This is a genomic window from Arthrobacter sp. P1_C12_2 (genome assembly GCF_056406415.1).
In genome coordinates this window covers 142843-159396 of the sequence record NZ_JBFUAF010000007.1, presented here as the reverse complement: position 1 = coordinate 159396, position 16554 = coordinate 142843, and the positions used below count along the sequence as shown (strand labels likewise).

15 protein-coding genes are annotated in these 16554 nt (G+C 68.7%); 3 read left to right on the top strand and 12 right to left on the bottom strand.

Annotated features, from left to right (window positions below; all coding sequences use genetic code 11):
- Positions 1–33 precede the first annotated feature (33 nt).
- From AC1DZQ_RS09925 to AC1DZQ_RS09875, 11 genes are all read right to left on the bottom strand, one after another.
- Positions 34–729, bottom strand: a complete 696-nt coding sequence (locus AC1DZQ_RS09925) for a 3-oxoacid CoA-transferase subunit B (protein WP_476963360.1) — start codon at positions 727–729, stop codon at positions 34–36.
- 1 nt (position 730) lies between these two features.
- Entirely contained in the window at positions 731–1420 is a 690-nt protein-coding gene (locus AC1DZQ_RS09920; RefSeq protein ID WP_476963359.1) for a 3-oxoacid CoA-transferase subunit A, read from the bottom strand.
- Positions 1421–1423: 3 nt separating this feature from the next.
- Positions 1424–2638 carry a thiolase family protein gene (locus AC1DZQ_RS09915; RefSeq protein ID WP_476963358.1) on the bottom strand — a complete coding sequence of 405 codons (1215 nt, stop codon included), beginning with the start codon at positions 2636–2638 and terminating at the stop codon, positions 1424–1426.
- Complete coding sequence (gene pcaC, locus AC1DZQ_RS09910; protein ID WP_476963357.1) at positions 2635–3090, bottom strand: 4-carboxymuconolactone decarboxylase; 456 nt, start codon at positions 3088–3090, stop codon at positions 2635–2637. The genes AC1DZQ_RS09915 and pcaC overlap by 4 nt, the downstream gene beginning before the upstream one ends.
- A complete protein-coding gene (locus AC1DZQ_RS09905) occupies positions 3087–3905 on the bottom strand; it encodes an alpha/beta fold hydrolase (protein ID WP_476963356.1) in 819 nt (272 codons plus the stop codon). Before AC1DZQ_RS09905 ends, pcaC begins: the two co-directional genes overlap by 4 nt.
- Positions 3898–5445, bottom strand: coding sequence for a lyase family protein (locus AC1DZQ_RS09900; protein ID WP_476963355.1), 1548 nt, complete (start codon positions 5443–5445; stop codon positions 3898–3900). Before AC1DZQ_RS09900 ends, AC1DZQ_RS09905 begins: the two co-directional genes overlap by 8 nt.
- Positions 5442–6026, bottom strand: a complete 585-nt coding sequence (gene pcaG / locus AC1DZQ_RS09895; RefSeq protein ID WP_476963354.1) for a protocatechuate 3,4-dioxygenase subunit alpha — start codon at positions 6024–6026, stop codon at positions 5442–5444. Before pcaG ends, AC1DZQ_RS09900 begins: the two co-directional genes overlap by 4 nt.
- A 7-nt stretch (positions 6027–6033) precedes the next feature.
- Entirely contained in the window at positions 6034–6927 is an 894-nt protein-coding gene (pcaH, locus tag AC1DZQ_RS09890) for a protocatechuate 3,4-dioxygenase subunit beta (RefSeq protein WP_476963353.1), read from the bottom strand.
- A 42-nt stretch (positions 6928–6969) separates the two neighbouring features.
- Positions 6970–8958, bottom strand: coding sequence for a bifunctional sugar phosphate isomerase/epimerase/4-hydroxyphenylpyruvate dioxygenase family protein (locus tag AC1DZQ_RS09885; protein ID WP_476963352.1), 1989 nt, complete (start codon positions 8956–8958; stop codon positions 6970–6972).
- The gene (locus AC1DZQ_RS09880) at positions 8958–9839 is read right to left on the bottom strand and encodes a shikimate dehydrogenase (protein ID WP_476963351.1); all 882 of its coding nucleotides are present in this window, start codon (positions 9837–9839) and stop codon (positions 8958–8960) included. The genes AC1DZQ_RS09885 and AC1DZQ_RS09880 overlap by 1 nt, the downstream gene beginning before the upstream one ends.
- Before the next feature lie 190 nt (positions 9840–10029).
- Positions 10030–10872 (bottom strand): IclR family transcriptional regulator, encoded by an 843-nt coding sequence (locus AC1DZQ_RS09875; RefSeq protein WP_476963350.1) that lies wholly within the window; start codon positions 10870–10872, stop codon positions 10030–10032.
- A 226-nt stretch (positions 10873–11098) separates the two neighbouring features.
- On the opposite strand from AC1DZQ_RS09875, the gene AC1DZQ_RS09870 reads away from it, so the two are divergent.
- A complete protein-coding gene (locus AC1DZQ_RS09870) occupies positions 11099–12415 on the top strand; it encodes an MFS transporter (RefSeq protein WP_476963349.1) in 1317 nt (438 codons plus the stop codon).
- Positions 12416–12536: 121 nt separating this feature from the next.
- Here the strand turns inward: AC1DZQ_RS09870 and AC1DZQ_RS09865 are convergent, their stop codons facing one another.
- Positions 12537–13622, bottom strand: coding sequence for an ATP-dependent DNA ligase (locus AC1DZQ_RS09865; protein ID WP_476963348.1), 1086 nt, complete (start codon positions 13620–13622; stop codon positions 12537–12539).
- A 104-nt stretch (positions 13623–13726) separates the two neighbouring features.
- Between AC1DZQ_RS09865 and AC1DZQ_RS09860 the strand changes: the two genes are divergently transcribed.
- Both AC1DZQ_RS09860 and AC1DZQ_RS09855 read left to right on the top strand, forming a co-directional pair.
- A complete protein-coding gene (locus AC1DZQ_RS09860; protein ID WP_476963347.1) occupies positions 13727–14722 on the top strand; it encodes a TIGR03885 family FMN-dependent LLM class oxidoreductase in 996 nt (331 codons plus the stop codon).
- Positions 14719–16464, top strand: a complete 1746-nt coding sequence (locus AC1DZQ_RS09855; RefSeq protein ID WP_476963346.1) for an alpha-amylase family protein — start codon at positions 14719–14721, stop codon at positions 16462–16464. The genes AC1DZQ_RS09860 and AC1DZQ_RS09855 overlap by 4 nt, the downstream gene beginning before the upstream one ends.
- Positions 16465–16554 lie beyond the last annotated feature (90 nt).

The following is a 16554-nucleotide window of genomic DNA, read 5'->3' as shown; positions in this document are numbered from 1 at the left end:
TAGCGGTGCCCGGCTTGTCCGGCCGCAGGAGTGTCAGCTTGGGTCCGCCGCCCGGAGCGGGACCGGGACCATGGCCTGGAGTTCCTCGAGCGTGCAGCCGAACGTCTCGCGGACCTGGACGCCGTCGGGTCCGGTCAGAAAAACGGCCTTGTCGGTGTAGACGCGGGTCACGCAGCCGATCCCGGTGAGAGGGTACGTGCAGGTCTCCACGAGTTTGGACACGCCATCGCGGGTCAGGAGCGTCATCATGACGAAGACGTCCTTGGCGCCGGTGGCGAGGTCCATGGCGCCGCCGACGGCGGGGATCGCGTCCGGTGCCCCGGTGTGCCAGTTGGCGAGGTCACCCGTGGCGGACACCTGGAAGGCGCCCAGCACGCAGATGTCCAGATGGCCGCCGCGCATGATCGCGAAGGAGTCCGCGTGGTGGAAGTAGGACGCCCCGGGCAGCTCTGTCACCGGGATCTTGCCGGCGTTGATGAGGTCGCCGTCGATCTGGTCCCCGGCGGCTTCCGGGCCCATGCCGAGCATCCCGTTCTCGGTGTGGAGCGTGATGTTCTGCTCCGGTTCGAGGTAGTTCGAGACCAGGGTGGGTTGTCCGATGCCGAGGTTCACGAAGGATCCGGGCTGGATGTCGCGGGCCACGAGGCGGGCGAGATCGTCACGGCCCAGCGGCGTCTCGGACGCCTGGAGGCCGGTACGGACACTCTGGTCGTTGGTTGGGATGCTCATCTCAGGCCACGCTTTCTGTCTTGCCTGCGGCTGCGGCCACGCGGACGATGCTGTTGACGTAGATTCCGGGGGTCACGATGATTTCCGGGTCCAGGCCGCCCGTGGGGACGATCTCGGAGACCTGGACGATGGTGTGTTTCGCCGCGGCGGCCATGATGGGGCCGAAGTTCCGCGCGGTCTTGCGGTAGACGAGGTTGCCCCTGCCGTCCGCCGTGAGGGCCTTGATCAGGGCGACGTCGGCGTGGATGGGGGTCTCGAACACCTGCCACTTGCCGTCCAGGAAGCGGGTTTCCTTGCCCTCGGCGAGCATGGTGCCGTAGCCGGTGGGCGTGAAGAAGCCGCCGATCCCGGCGCCGGCGGCACGGATCCGTTCGGCGAGGTTCCCCTGCGGGACGAGTTCGAGCTCGACCTCGCCCGCGCGGTACCTGGCGTCGAAATGCCAGGAATCGGACTGCCGCGGGAATGAGCAGATCATCTTCTTCACCCGGCCTTCCTTGATCAGCAGGGCCAGGCCCTGATCGCCCTGGCCGGCGTTGTTGTTCACCACGGTCAGGCCGGTGGCGCCGCACTCCAGCAGCGCGTCGATCAGTTCGAAGGGCTGCCCGGCGTTGCCGAAGCCGCCGATCATCACGGTGGAGCCGTCCTGGATGCCGGCGACGGCCTCGCCGACGGTGTCAATGAAATTCAGCATGGCCTAGCCCTTCACTGGTGTGGCCGACGGTGCGGCGGTGACGTTTTCGAGCACCACAGCGAGGCCCTGGCCGACGCCGATGCAGATCGCGGCGACGCCCCAGCGTTCACCGGAGGCCTGCAGGCTGCGGGCCAGGGTGCCCAGGATGCGTCCGCCGGAGGCGCCGAGCGGGTGGCCCATGGCGATGGCGCCGCCGTGCCGGTTCACGATTGACGCATCGATGCCCCAGGCGTTGATGCACGCCAGGGACTGCGCAGCGAACGCCTCGTTCAGTTCGACGGCGCCCACCTGGTCCCAGCCGATCCCGGCCTTCGCGAGGGCCTTGTTGGCGGCCTCGACCGGGGCGTAGCCGAAGTACTGGGGGTCGTTGGCGTGCGCGCCGCGACCGGCGATGCGGGCCAGCGGGTCCAGGCCCAGGATCCCGGCGGCGGTCTCGCTGCCGAGCCAGGCCGCGGAGGCGCCGTCGGAGAGCGGGGAGGCGTTCCCGGCAGTGACGGTGCCGTTCTCGGTCCGGAACACGGTCTTGAGCCCGGCGAGCTTCTCGGCCGAGGAGCCGGCCCGGATCCCTTCGTCGCGGACAAGGTCCGTGCCAGGGACCGGGGCGACGAGGTTGTCGTAGAAGCCCTCGTCCCAGGCCGCGGCGGCGAGGTTGTGGGAGTTGGCGGAGAATTCGTCCTGCGCCTGGCGGGTCACGCCGTACTTCTCGCGGAGCCGTTCGGTGGCCTCGCCCAGGGAGATGGTCCAGTCCGTGGGCATGGCCTGGTTCACCAGGCGCCAGCCCAGCGTGGTGGAGGCCAGGGTCAGGTCTCCGGCCGGGTAGGGCTTCTCGGTCTTGGGCAGCACCCAGGGCGCCCGGGACATCGATTCGGCGCCGCCGATCAGCATGAGCTCGGCGTCGCCGGTGTTGATCTGCCGGGAGGCGATGATCGCCGCGTCCAGGGAGGAGCCGCAGAGCCGGTTGACCGTGGTGCCGGGGATCGAGACCGGCAGCCCGGCCAGCAGGGTGCCCATCCGGGCGATGTTGCGGTTTTCCTCGCCGGCGCCGTTGGCGTTGCCGAAGACCACCTCATCGATCCGCTCGACGTCGAGGGCCGGGGCGCGCCTGACCATCTCACCGATCACGTGGGCGGCAAGGTCGTCCGGGCGGACCCCGGCGAGGCCGGAACCGAACTTGCCGAACGGGGTCCGGACGGCGTCGTAGATGAAAGCCTGGTTCATGATTCTTTTTCCCTTTCTGCCTCGTCCATGGAATGGAACACTTGCTGGGCGGTCTTGAAGGCGGTGTTGGCGGAGGGGACCCCGCAGTAGATGGCGGTCTGGAGCAGGATTTCCTTGATCTCGTCCCGGCTCAGTCCGTTGGTGAGGGCCGCGCGGATGTGCATGGCCAGTTCTTCCCAGTGCCCGTGGGCCACCATGGCGGTCAGGGTGACGGCGGAGCGCATCTGGCGGCTGATCCCGGGCCGGGTCCAGATGCCGCCCCAGGCGATCCGGGTGATCATGTCCTGGAAGTCCTCGGTGAAGGAATCCTTGTTGGCGTTGGCGCGGTCCACGTGCGCGGTGCCCAGGACCTCGCGGCGGACTTGCATGCCGCCGTCGTAAATTTCCTGGCTGGTCGCGCCGGGCTGGACTACCCCATTGCGTTCGGGGCCGGTCAGTTCGGGGCCGGTCATGCGCCCGCTCCCTGCGTCTCGGTCCAGGTGATGAGGCCCTTCAGCAGTTCGGCGATGTGGCCCGGCGCCTCGAAGGGCGCCAGGTGTGCCACGCCCTCCAGGCTGACGGCCGTGGCTGTGCCGCCGCCGGAGGTGATGCCCGCGGCGACTTCCCCGGCCATCGACGGCGGGGCGACGGCGTCCAGGGCGCCGGCAACAACCTGGGTGGGGACGCGGATGGTGCCGAGCTGGTCCCGCACGTCGAAGCCGGCCAGGGCCTCGCAGCAGAAGGCGTAGCTGAAACGGTCGGCGTCCCGGAGGCCGTGCAGGAGCCGGCTGCTGAGCTCCGGCTGGCTCTCCATGAATCCCGGGGCGAACCAGCGCTGCGCCGAGCCCTGGATCATCACCGCGGTGCCCTGCGTGCGCACGGTTTCGGCGCGTTCCAGCCAGCCCTCGGGAGTGCCGAGCTTCGCGCCGGAGCACTGCACGGAGAGGCTCTTGAGCCGGTCGCCGTGCTTGATGCCGAGCTGCAGTCCGGTGGCGCCGCCCAGGGACACCCCGGCGTAGTGGAAGCGCGCACCGGGGGCGATCGAGTCGACCAGGCCGATCACGGCATCCGCGAGGTCGGCGACCGTGAAGGTCTCCGCCGCCGCGGGCGAGACGCCGTGCCCGGGCAGGTCCCAGGCGATGACGTCGACGTCGGCGCCCAGCAAGGTGCCGGCCTGGCTCCACAGCAGGGAAGATGTTCCGAGCGAGGGTCCGACGATGAGGAGGGGTTTGTCGCCCAGCTCGCGCTGGGGCGAAAGCAGGACTGCTTTGACGGTGGGTCTAGCCACGGGAGGCTCCGTTCTGGAGTTGGTGGGCAATGGCGCCGGCCGGGCCGGCGTATTCCGGATACGCCGCGAGGATCCGGCGGGAGATCTCAACGGCCTGGCCGAGGTAGTTGGCCGGGTTCAAAAGCTCCTCCAGCCGGGCGTCGGTGAGCAGCTCCTCAGGGACAGCCGCGCGGAGCAGTGCCCGGTAGGTGTCCGCCTGCTCCGCGGCCGGGGCCTGGAGTGTTTCGTCCACGACGGCCTGCAGCCGCCGTTTCCCGGTCCGGCCCGCTCCGGTTCCGGCGCCACGCCCGTCCAAAAGAGGAGCGACGGCGGCATTGACGGCTTCGGAGAGCAGCAGCGGGCCGGCGAGCTCGAGGTTGCGGCGCATCGCTCCCGGGAAGACCGTCATCCCTTCGGCCAGTTCGCGGAGCTGCGCCGCGGCGCCGAGGGCCAGGCGCAGCAGCTGGCGCAGGGCCACCCATTCGCTGTGCCAGGCGCCGTCGGGGCGTTCATCGTTGAAATTGGCGGCCGCGAGGTGCAGCTGGGCGGCCAGGGCCGGGGCCTGCAGGGCGGCGCTGCGGACCAGCACGGAGAGCACGGGGTTCTGCTTCTGCGGCATGGCCGAGGACACGCCCCGCCCGGCGACGCGCGGTTCCGCAACCTCGGCCACTTCCGGCCGGCTCAGGAACAGGACGTCGGCGGCCATCTTTCCGGCCGCGTCCGTCACGGCCGCCAGCGCGTCGCCGAGCGAGGTCACTGCCAGCCGGTTGGTGTGCCAGGGGGCAGGAACGGTGGCGAGCCCCAGGCGGGCGGCCAGCCGGTCGGCGAGGTCAAACGGGGACAGCGGCCCGGCAGTCAGCGCCGTGTCATCGTTCAACCCAGCGCCAGCCAATCCAATGCCGTCAGTCAGTACCGTGCCGGAGGCCAGGGTCCCGGCGGCGCCGCCGGTCTGGACGGGCAGTTCGAGGGCCTCGAGCCGGCTGGCCGCGGCGGCCAGCCCGTTGAACCACTGCGCGGCCCGCAGCCCGAAGGTGTAGGGCAGCGAGTGCTGGGTCAGGCTGCGGGCAACACACAGTGTGTGGGCATGGGCTTCGGCGAGGCCGGCGAGGGCGGCCGTTGCCGCCCTCAGCTCGGCGAGCAGTTCCCGGATGGCCCCGGCGGCCAGCACCATCAGGGCCGAGTCGAGTACGTCCTGGCTGGTCAGCGACGTGTGAACGGCCTGTGCCGCGCCGAGTCCCGCGTGGTCGAGGGCCTTGACCTGCTCGCGGAGGTCGGCGAGCAGCGGGATGACGGGGTTGCCGCCGCCCTGGGCGCGGACGGCGATGCCCGCGACGTCGTAGCGCTGCACGTCCGCGGCGGCAGCCACCACCGCGGCGGACCCGGCCGGGGCGAGGCCAGCATCGTCCAGGACCGCCGCCCAGGCAGCCTCGACCTTGAGGATGGCGGCGAGCACGGCCCCGTCCCCGGTCAGCGCCGCCACAAGCGGCGACGCCGACACCGGGCTCAGCAGGCCAACGTCGCCGTGCAGGCCGGCGTCGCCGTCGGCTTCGAAGAAGGTCACTTGGAGGGACCCTCTGCGCCGCTGAAATCCAGGAACACGGTTTCGCCGTCGCCCTGGAGCCGGATGTCCCAGGTCAGTCCGCCGTCGGGATCCCGGCGCGCGATCAAGGTCCGGCGCCGGTCCGGGTCCAGCGAGCTGAGCAGCCGGTCCCCGGCCAGTGCGGCCTCGTCATCGGGCAGGTAGACCCGGGTGAAGAGGCGGTTCATGAGGCCGCGGGCAAACACGGCCACCGCGATGAACGGTGCAGCCCCGGCTTCGGTGGGGCCGGGGTTGACAGTGGTGAACGTGAACGTGCCGGTGTTTCCAACGGCCGTGCGGCCGAAGCCGGTGAACGTGTAGCCGTTCCGGACCAGGGAACCCGGGTGGTGCGGGACGTTGCCGTCCGCGTCCGCCTGCCAGATTTCCAGGATCGCGTCCGGGATGGGGTGGCCGGCGCCGTCATACACGGTGCCCTGGAGCCGGATGGAACCCGGGGAACCGGGGGCCAGGAGCTCGCGGTCCTTGGCGTAGGGCAGGGCGTAGCCGAAGAACGGCCCGACAGTCTGGCCCGGCGTCGGAATTAGTTGGGTGGGCCTATTCATGGCGCTCCTATTCATTTTCGTCGCCTCCTGCGCCCAATGCCTCATTTTCAGTCCAGGTCCGCTTGGACCCGGTCAGGACGATGTCCCAGTTGTAGGCCATGGCCCATTCGGGTTTGGTCTGCTCATGGTTGTAGGTGGCAACGAGCCGGTCGCGGGCGTCCTGGTCCACGATCGACTGGTAGATCGGGTCCAGGGGGAACAGCTGGTCACCGGGGAAGTACATCTGGGTGATGATCCGCTGGGTGAATTCGGAGCCGAACAGGGAGAAATGGATGTGGGCCGGCCGCCAGGCGTTGAGGTGGTTCTTCCACGGGTAGGCGCCGGGTTTGATGGTGGTGAAGCTGTAGGTGCCGTCCGGGCCCGTGATGCAGCGGCCGACGCCGGTGAAGTTGGGGTCGATCGGCGCCGGGTGCTGGTCGCGCTTATGGATATAGCGGCCGGCGGAGTTGGCCTGCCAGATTTCGACGAGCTGGCCGGTGACGGGGCGTCCGTCGCCGTCGAGCACCCGGCCGGAGACCACGATGCGTTCGCCGAGCGGTTCGCCGTTGTGCGCGATGGTGAGGTCCGACTCGAGCGCGTGGACGTCCATGTGCCCGAACGCCGGCGAGTACAGTTCAATGGTTTCCGGGTCCGCGTGGTGCAGGCTCTTTGTGGGGTGGCGCAGGACGCTGCTGCGGTACGGCGCGTAGTCGAGCCGCGGCTGGATCTCGGCCGGGGCCCCGTCTTTGAGGGCCCGCGCGTAGGACTCGCCGATCGCCTTCATCTCGGCGCTGAGGTCCGCCTGGGACTCCGCGGCGGCGTCCAGCGGGTACGTCTTTGGTGCGGCCTCCGTGGTCCCGTTGGCCAAGTCCTCGGTGATCGGGTCGGCGTTGAATATCTCGAGGTTGATTTCTTCAGGCACAGCAGCCTCCTTTCGATGGTGTGATTGTTGTTCGGACGGGGATCAGGGACGGCGGCTCGGCTGGTGCAGGTGGTCGTATTGGACGGCATGCCGCACGGGCGCGTTCGGAGCGCCGTAGCCGTCGTAGTCCCCGCGGCGTTCCACCATTTCGAAAAAGACGCTGCCCACGGTGGCGGTGTAGAAATGCAGGAATTCACCGTCGRCATCACGGTCATAGAGCAGGTTGAGTTCGCGGAGGGTGGCCAGGAACTCCGGCTCCAGCGCGAACCGGGCATCGAGGTCCTCGTAGTAATTCGCCGGGATCTGCAGGAAGTCCAGGCCACGGTCCCGTGCGGCCCGGGCCGTCGCCACCAGGTCATCCACCGCGAACGCCACATGTTCCTGGTAGCCGGGGCGATGGCCGGTGCCGGCGGTCCCTTCGGTGCCGGCTGCGGCGCCTGGGGTGCTCCCTTCCTGCTGGATCAGCGGGGCCAGGTTCAGCACCAGGCGGACGCCGCGGTCCTTCGTCAGCATCACCTGGGACCGGACCAGCCCGGTGGGACTGGCCACCTCGGCGAACGGCTGCGGTTCCAGCGCGAGGGCGCTGGTGTAGAAGAGCACGGCCTCGTCGAAGTGCTGCCACGGCTGCGCCAGGTTCACATGGTCGATCACCGTGCGCGGATGCCCGGCAAGGTCCGCCGCGGCGACGTCCAGGCCGTCGCCGAATTCCCGGGTCCACGCGGCGGTGCCGTCCGGGTTTCCCTGGCAGAGGAAGATTTCGGTGGAATCCGGCGCGGCGAAGCCCTGGAAAATCTCCTCATCGGCCTGGCTCTTGCGCGGCACGGCCGGGGCCTTGAGCTGCTGGGCGCGGGCGGCGGCGATGACGGGAGAGTCGACGTCGAACCCCACGGCAGAAATCGCGGCGGAAACAGCGGGCGCGGCTGTCCCGGCGCTGGCGGCGTCGGACGGTTCCTCGTTGATGATCACGCGGGCATGGCCCATGGTCCACAATTGCACATCCTTGGTGCGATGCCGCCCGTTGAACGCAAACCCCAGCTGGCCCAGCAGGGTTTCCAGCCCGGCGGTGTCCCCTGCCCGGACTTCGGCGAAGTTGAAGCCGGCGGGCTCGGCCACCCGGGGAAGCGTGGCGAGCTCCATGGGGTAGCGGCGCCGGGCGCCGGGCATCTGACCGGCCATCCCGCTGGCCACCCTTTCGGCGTTCGCCGGGTTTGCCTCAAGCCACGCGGCGGTCTGCTCTTCGAGCCAGATCAGCGACCGCATGGCGTCGACGGCGGTGCGTTCGACGTCGGACTGGCGGAAGACGTCGTTGAACACCTCCAATGACACCGGTCCCGTGTAGCCGGCGCGGACCACGTGGCCCATGAACTTGGCGAGCTCGAACTGGCCCTCGCCCGGAAAGACCCGGTAGTGCCGGCTCCAGGACAGCACGTCCATGGACAGTTTGGGGGCATCGGCGACCTGGACGAAGAAGATCTTCTCCGGGTTGAAGGCCTCGATCGGCGCAGTGTCCCAGTCCCGGGAGAGGATGTGGAAAGAGTCCAGGCAGGTGCCCAGGTTGGGGTGGTCCACCATGTCAACCAGCCGGTGGGCGTGCTCGTAGTCGTTGACGTACTTGCCCCAGGCCAGGGCCTCGTAGGCGACCTTGACGCCGTGTTCGCCCGCGAGGTCCGCGAGCCGGGAAAGCTGGGCGGCCCGGAGCTCGTCGTCGTCGATCGTGGCGGTGCCGACGTTGGAGCAGAGCAGCATGGTGTCCATGCCCAGGCGGGACATGAGCCGGAACTTGGCGTCCGCGCGGCGCAGGTTGGCCGCGAGCAAGTCTTCGGGAACGCTGTCGAAGTCGCGGAACGGCTGGTAGAGGTCCAGGTTCAGGCCCAGGTCGGCGGCGAGTTCCCGGACCTCCTCCGGGCTCAGCGGGGACGTCACGAGGTCCTGTTCGAAGATCTCGATCCCGTCGAAGCCGGCCACGGCGCAGGCCTGCATTTTTTCCCGCAGGGTGCCGGCGAGGCAGACGGTGGCGATTCCGGTGCGCATCAGGCAGGCACCTCTTCCGCCGCCACGAGTTCCAGAAAGTGGGAGCGCATGCGGTCGGCGTCGGCCTGGCGTCCGGTGAAGATCCGGAAGGCGTCCGCCGCCTGGCCCACGGCCATCCGGCCGCCGTCCAGCACGTCGCAGCCCTTGGCGCGCGCCTCGCGGACCAGCTCGGTTTCGATCGGCCGGTACACGATGTCGGCCACCCAGTGCCGGGACTCCACGAGTGACATGTCCAGCGGAACGCCCGGGTGGGCGGCCATGCCCACGGGGGTGCAGTGCACCAGACCGTCGGCCTGCGGCATGAGCTGCGGGAGCTCCGCCGTCGTCCGGGCGGTGACGGTCCGGTCCGGGAAGAACCCGGCGAGTTCGGCCGCCCGGGCGGCGCAGCGGGCCGCGTCGGTGTCCACGAGGTCCAGCTCGCGGACCCCCGCGGTGAGCAGGGCGTAGGCGACGGCGGAGCCTGCGCCGCCGGCGCCCAGCTGCACCACCCGGTCCAGCGTGGCGCCGGGGAGCCCGGAGGCCAGCGCCGCCGCGAAGCCGGAAAAGTCGGTGTTGTAGCCGATGAAGCGGCCGTCGCGGATCACCACGGTGTTCACGGCGCCGAGGCGCCGGGCATCGGCGGAGACCTCGTCGAGGTACTCGAGCACGAGCTGCTTGCAGGGGTGCGTGATGTTCAATCCGTTGAACCCGAGGCTCCGGGCGCCGGCGAGCAGCTCCCCCACGGCCCGGCCCGGCAGGCCGAGTTCGGTGAGGTCGATGGGGCGGTAGAGGTACCGGAGGCCCTGCACGTCGCCCTCGCGTTCATGCATGTGGGGCGTGAGGGAGGGCATGACGCCGTCTCCCACCAGTCCCACGAGGAAGGACTCTGCTCGATTGCTCATCCGGTTAGCTCCTTTGACAACGGCACTCGGCGGGCGGCGACGCTTGCGGCGTCTGCGGCGGGCCGGGTGATGCGGATTACATTACAGACTTTGTTCACATGTTGCACTGTTGTTCGAATGGCGAACATATTATTACGGCGGCGGCCTGCTGCGGCGGCGCTTGCCGGCTTCCGCCGGGGCAGCGGCACCGTCACCGCTGGGGCAGCCGGGCCGACAGCTCCGCGGCCGCCGCCTGCAGCAGCGGCACGAGGGCCACGAGGGCCTCCATGCTCAGGCGGAAGACCGGGACCGCCGTGGCCAGCGAGGCGAAGGCGTGGCCCTGGGCGTTGAAAACCGGGACGGCGACGGCGCGCATGCCGAGCTCGTTTTCCTCGTCCATGGTGGCGAAGCCCTGGCGCCGGACCTGCTCGATTTCGGCCCGGAAGGCCTCGCGGTCCGTGATAGAGAGCCCCGTCAGCGGCTCCAGGGGCAGCTCCTCGACGAGCTGGGCGCGGGTGGCGTCATCGGCGAAAGCCACCAGCGCCTTGCCCACCGAGGTGGTGTGCAGTGCCCCGAGATGCCCAGGGTCGCTCGTGACCCGAAACGTCTGCGGCCCGTCCACCTTGTTCACCGTCAGGTGGTGGATGCCGTCGCGGACGGAGAGGATGGTCGCCTCGCCCGTTTCCTCGGTCACGCGTCGCAGGATGGGCAGGGCCGTACCGGCGAAGCCGTGGTGGTTGGAGACGCGCTGGCCAAGCTGGAAGACCCGCAGCCCCAAGTGGTAGCGGCGGCCGTCCGGCTCGTAGTCGACGAAGCCGTCCCGCGTCAGGGAGCCGAGCAGGCGGTAGGTGGTGCTGAAGGGCAGATCCGCGCGGCGGGAGATCTCCGCGGCGCTGGCGCCGCGCGGCTCGTCGCCCAGGAGGACCAGCAGGCCCAGGGCCTTGCCCACCATGTCCGTCCGCGAGTCCTCCCTGGCGGCCTTGGCAGGCTTGAAAGGGGCTTCGGCTGGATACCCGGATTCGGCGGGAACATCTGTGGTTTGATTCACACTCATGCATTGATGTTCCCACATAGTGAGAGCTATTTCTAGATGGTGATTATTTTTGTTGACAAGTGACTGTGCTCACAGTCATGATTGCTACATCGCACAAGTAGCTTCCACCATGTGGCTACCAGTCCGGGTCTTTCCACGGACTTCCGGTTGCACCACACTTGAACAAAGCGGCAGCCGCAACCTTCCTGATCCATCCGCGACAACGTCGTCACACCAAAGGAACACCATGAGCCACACTGTCCCGTCCGCGACGGCGGGTATATCCACAGGAGGGACGCCGAAGAAGGCGGCCCTTGCCAGCTTCCTGGGCAGCGCCGTCGAATATTACGACTTCTTCATCTTCGGCTCCGCAGCGGCGCTGATCTTCCCGCATGTCTTCTTCCCGGACGCGGATACCAACGCAGCCATCATGTCTTTCGCGACCTTCGGCTTCGCCTACATTGCCCGCCCGGTAGGCGCCGTCGTCCTTGGCCACTTCGGCGACAGGATAGGGCGCCGGAAGGTCCTCATGTTCACGCTGCTGCTGATGGGCGCCTCCACCTTTGCCATCGGCTGCCTGCCGGACTTCGAGACTGTCGGCTGGTGGGCTCCTGTCTTGCTGGTGCTGGCGCGGCTCTGCCAGGGCTTTTCCGCGGCCGGGGAGCAGGCCGGCGCCTCTTCCATGACGCTCGAGCACGCCCCGGACAACCGCCGCTCCTTCTTCACCTCCTGGACCCTGACCGGTACCCAGGGCGGTCAGATCCTCGCCGCCCTCGTCTTCATCCCGGTCCTGGCCCTGCCTGACGACATCAAATACACCATCGGCTGGCGCATCCCGTTCTGGCTCAGCGCCGTGGTGGTTCTGGTCGCGTTCTTCATCCGCCGCACCCTGCACGAGCCGCCGGCGTTCGAGGAAGCCCAGAAGACCAAGCAGATCTCCAAGCTCCCCGTCGCCGACCTCCTCAAGGGCCACTGGCGCGACGTCGTGCGCGTCATCGCTTGCGCCTTCATCGCCGCAGTGTCCACCGTGTTCGGCACCCTGGCCATCAGCTACGCCAAGAACGTCGCCGGCGTGGACGGTACCACCACTCTGTGGCTCGTCGTCGGCGCCAACTTCATGGCCCTGGGCACCCAGCCGCTCTTCGGCATGCTCGCGGACAAGATCGGCCGCAAGCCAGTGTTCATCTACGGCGCACTGTCCAGCGCAGTCCTGACCCCGGTGTTTCTGCTGAGCCTCGAGTCCGGCAGCGTTCCGCTGATGTTCCTTGCAGCCATCGGATTCTTCTCGTTCGGCTACGCCGCCGCCAACGCGGTCTGGCCTTCCTTCTACGCCGAGATGTTCACCACCAACGTCCGCTTCTCCGGCCTCGCGATCGGCACCCAGCTGGGCTTCCTGATGGCCGGATTCGCCCCGGCGATCGTGGCGGCCATGGGCGGCATCCAGTCCGGCGGCTGGGTCCAGATCACCATCTTCACCGGCGTTATCTGCCTCATCGCCACCATCGCGGCACTTACGGCCAAGGAAACCTTCAAGGTCCCCACCAAGCAGCTCGGCCAGCACTAGGTTCCGCACCGGCAGCGGATTTCAACACAGCACTTCCGCAGCGCACGACGGCGGCCCGTCCCTTTGGGGCGGGCCGCCGTGGTTAAGGCGTTGAGGCGTTGCCTGAGTTTGGGTCTAGGGGCTAGCGTGGGGCGTCCAGCACCGCGGCAAGGTCGAACTTCACCGGCTCCTCCAGCTGGTCATAGGTGCAGGAGCGCGGATCACGGTCCGGGCGCCAGCGCACGAACTGGGTAGTGTGCCGGAACCGTTCGCCCTCCATGTGGTCATACTTCACTTCCACCACGCGCTCGGGCCGCAGCGGGGTGAAGGACATGTCCTTGCCGCCGCTCCACCGGCTTCCCTCGGCGTTCCGCGGAGTCCGCGCCCCCTCCTCCTGCCGGGCCCAGGCCCAGGGATGGTCGTCGAAACCGGTGACCAGCTCCTGCAATTCGGCAAACAGCTCCGTCCGCCGCGCCATCAGGAACGCTCCCACCACGCCGACGTTCGCCAGCACCCCGGCGTCGTCGTAGAGCCCCAGGAGCAGCGAGCCGATCCGGTCCGGACCGGAGGTGTGCACCCGGTATCCGGCGAGCACGCAGTCCGCGGTGCGTTCGTGCTTGACCTTGACCATCGCGCGCTTGTCCGGCTGGTAGGTCCCCGCCAGCGTCTTGGCCACAATCCCGTCAAGTCCGGCGCCCTCGAACTGCCGGAACCAGCGCTGCGCCGTGTCCCGGTCTGAGGTCGCGGCCGTGAGGTGGACCGGCGCCGCGCTGGCCGCGAGTGCGCGTTCGAGCTCCCGCCGGCGCTCGGCGAAGGGCTTGCCCGTGAGGTCCTCATCGTCCAGGGCCAGCAGGTCGAACGCCACGAAGCGCGCCGGGGTCTGTTCCGCGAGCAGCTTCACCCGGCTGGCAGCCGGATGGATGCGCTGCTGGAGCGCATCGAAGTCCAGCCGGTCCCCGGAGGCCGCCACCAGGATGATCTCGCCGTCCACCACGCAGCGTTCCGGCAGCTCCGACTTCAGCGCCTCGACCAGCTCGGGGAAGTAGCGCGTCATCGGCTTGCCGTTCCGGCTGCCGATCTCCACCTCGTCGCCGTCGCGGAAGATGATAGAGCGGAAACCGTCCCACTTCGGTTCAAAGAGCCAGCCCGTCCCGGCGTCCGGCGACGGCAGGGCGGGGAGTGCTTTGGCCAGCATGGGCGCAATCGGAGGCATCAACGGCAGTCGCATAGCGCCCATTCTTGCGCCGCGGACCCGGCACCGCCACCCCCACGCAGTGGTTCCTCAACGAAGGTTTCCTCGACACGGCCCGGCCCCCACGGTAGACATAGGTGATGGCTACCATCGGGTTCCACGCCTCGCATGAACAGATCAGCCCCGGCCGCCTGCTGAAGGACGTGCAGTTGGCGGAGCAGGCCGGCTTCGACGCCGCCATGTGCTCGGACCATATTGAACCGTGGTCCGCCCGGCAGGGCCACTCCGGGTTCGCCTGGTCCTGGCTCGGGGCAGCGCTGGCCACCACCGGGCTGCGCTTCGGGGTGGTGACGGCGCCTGGGCAGCGCTACCACCCGGCGATCATCGCGCACGCCTCAGCCACCCTGGCGGACATGTTTCCCGGCCGCTTCTGGATGGCCCCGGGCAGCGGCGAGTACATGAACGAGCACGTCACCGGCGAGGCGTGGCCACCGAAGGAGACGCGGCAGCGCCGGTTGGAGGAGTGCGTTGACATCATTCGCCGACTCCACGCCGGCGACGTGGTCACGCACCACGGCCTCGTCACGGTGGAGCAAGCCCGAATCTGGGACGTTCCAGAGACCAAACCGCCGCTCATCGCCCCGGCCGTGAGCGTGGAAACAGCGCGCCGGGCGGCGGCCTGGGCGGACGGACTCGTCACCGTGAACCAGCCGCCCGAAAAGCTGAAGGACATGCTGGCGGCCTACCGGGACGCCGGTGGCCGCGGGAACGCTGCGCTCCAGGTCCACCTGTCCTGGGCGCCGACAGAGGCCGAGGCCGTCGCGATCGCCGTGGACCAGTGGCGCACCAACGTCTTTGCGCCGCCGATTCCCTGGGACCTGCCCACAGCGGCCCATTTCGACGGCGTCAGCCCCGGCGTCCAGGAGGACCAGGTGCGGGCGGCCGTCAACGTCTCCGCCGATGCCGGACAGCACGCCCAATGGCTCGCCTCCTACCTGGACCTCGGATTCGACGAGCTGTACCTGCACTTCGTCGGCCAGGAGCAGGCGCCGTTTATCGATGCCTTCGCCGAACACGTCCTCCCGCAGCTCCGCCCCGCTGGACAAGCCCTGACCGGAACGGACGGTGCACTGTGAGAATCGCCGAGACCTCGGACCTCTGGTGGAAGAACGCGGTGATCTACTGCCTGGACCCGGAGACCTTCTTCGACGGCGACGGCGACGGCACCGGAGACTTCGGCGGGCTGATCCAGCGCGTGGACTATCTCGCCGCGCTCGGCGTCACGTGCATCTGGCTCATGCCTTTCTATCCTTCCCCGGACCGGGACGACGGCTACGACGTCACCGACATGTACGGCGTGGATCCCCGGCTCGGAAGCCTGGGGGACCTGGTGGAATTCATCCGCACCGCCAACGACCGGGGCATCCGGGTGATCGCGGATTTTGTCATCAACCACACCTCCGACCGGCACCCGTGGTTCGTCGAGGCCCGGAAGTCCGTGGACAACCCCTACCGGGACTACTACGTCTGGCGGAAGGACACGCCGCCGGACACCTCGGACCAGGTGGTGTTTCCCGGCGAGGAAACGTCCATCTGGACCCAGGACAAGGCCACCGGTGAGTGGTATCTGCACATGTTCGCCAAACACCAGCCGGACCTGAACGTGATGAATGCCAAGGTGCGGGACGAGATCGCGAAGTCGATGGGATTCTGGCTGCAGCTGGGCCTGGACGGCTTCCGGCTGGACGCGGTGCCCTTCTTCCTGGAGTTGCTCGGCGAACCCAAGGACGAGGCCGCGAAAATCGACCCGCACCAGTACCTGAGCGCCCTGCGCAGCTTCCTCAACCGCCGCCATGGCAGTGCGGTGCTGCTGGGCGAGGTCAACCTTCCCTACAAAGAGCAGCTGAAATACTTCGGCGGCCCGGCTGGCAACGAGCTAAACATGCAGTTTGATTTCCTCTCGATGCAGAACATGTACCTGTCACTGGCCCGGCAGGACGCCCGGCCGTTGTCCCGGACGCTCAGCAGCCGTCCAAAGATCAATCCTGACAACCAATGGGCCATGTTCGTCCGAAACCACGATGAACTCACCCTGGACAAGCTCAGCGACGCCGAACGCGAGGAGGTCTTCGCCGCATTCGGCCCTGATCCAGACATGCAGATGTATGGCCGCGGACTGCGGCGCCGGCTGCCCACCATGCTCGGCGGCGACCCGGCCAGGATCCGCATGGTCTACTCCCTGATGTTCTCGCTGCCGGGCACGCCCGTGCTCTTCTACGGCGAAGAAATCGGGATGGGCGAAGACCTGCGTGCAAAGGGCCGCTCGGCCGTCCGCTCACCCATGCAGTGGGACCACACCGGGAACGGCGGCTTCTCGACCGCCCCGCCCGGGGACCTCGTGGCAAAGCCCGTGGATGGCCCCTTCGGGCCGGCGCACATCAACGCCGCGGCCGCGAAACGGGATCCTGATTCGCTGTGGAACTTCGTTGCGACGCTGATCCAGCGCTACCGGGAATGTCCCGAGCTCGGCTGGGGCAAGTTCGAACTCATCAAGCAGGCCTCACCGGCGGTGCTGCTGCACCGCTGCACGTGGGACGGCTCCACGGTGGTCGTCGCCCACAATTTTGGCGCCGAACCGGCGTCCGTGACGGCCACGATGGCGGCGGCGGCATCGCCGCAGGAGCGCGAGGAAGGCGGGGCCGGGGGTCCGGACGGGAAGGGCGGTGCGGGGCGTTCGTACGCAGGGGCCGTGCTCCGGGACCTGCTCGGCGGCGAGGACATCCCGCTCTCCGACGACGGCGCCTTCGAACTCCCGCTGGACCGCTACGGGTACCGGTGGTTCCGGGTCCAGCGCCCGGGCGAACGCCAACTCCCCTGAGGGCGTCCGCCGGCAGTGCGGCCGCCAGCGTGAAAGGGAGCCGGTATCCGCTGCGCCGCCGGTGTGAGGGGAGCCGATATCCGCAGCGCC

Excerpts from the sequence above, each read along its gene's own strand:
- AC1DZQ_RS09925 (WP_476963360.1), bottom strand. The coding sequence starts at position 729 with ATGAGCATCCCAACCAACGACCAGAGTGTCCGTACCGGCCTCCAGGCG.
- AC1DZQ_RS09920 (WP_476963359.1), bottom strand. The coding sequence starts at position 1,420 with ATGCTGAATTTCATTGACACCGTCGGCGAGGCCGTCGCCGGCATCCAG.
- AC1DZQ_RS09915 (WP_476963358.1), bottom strand. The coding sequence starts at position 2,638 with ATGAACCAGGCTTTCATCTACGACGCCGTCCGGACCCCGTTCGGCAAG.
- pcaC (WP_476963357.1), bottom strand. The coding sequence starts at position 3,090 with ATGACCGGCCCCGAACTGACCGGCCCCGAACGCAATGGGGTAGTCCAG.
- pcaG (WP_476963354.1), bottom strand. The coding sequence starts at position 6,026 with ATGAATAGGCCCACCCAACTAATTCCGACGCCGGGCCAGACTGTCGGG.
- AC1DZQ_RS09880 (WP_476963351.1), bottom strand. The coding sequence starts at position 9,839 with ATGAGCAATCGAGCAGAGTCCTTCCTCGTGGGACTGGTGGGAGACGGC.
- AC1DZQ_RS09875 (WP_476963350.1), bottom strand. The coding sequence starts at position 10,872 with ATGAGTGTGAATCAAACCACAGATGTTCCCGCCGAATCCGGGTATCCA.
- AC1DZQ_RS09870 (WP_476963349.1), top strand. The coding sequence starts at position 11,099 with ATGAGCCACACTGTCCCGTCCGCGACGGCGGGTATATCCACAGGAGGG.
- AC1DZQ_RS09865 (WP_476963348.1), bottom strand. The coding sequence starts at position 13,622 with ATGCGACTGCCGTTGATGCCTCCGATTGCGCCCATGCTGGCCAAAGCA.
- AC1DZQ_RS09860 (WP_476963347.1), top strand. The coding sequence starts at position 13,727 with ATGGCTACCATCGGGTTCCACGCCTCGCATGAACAGATCAGCCCCGGC.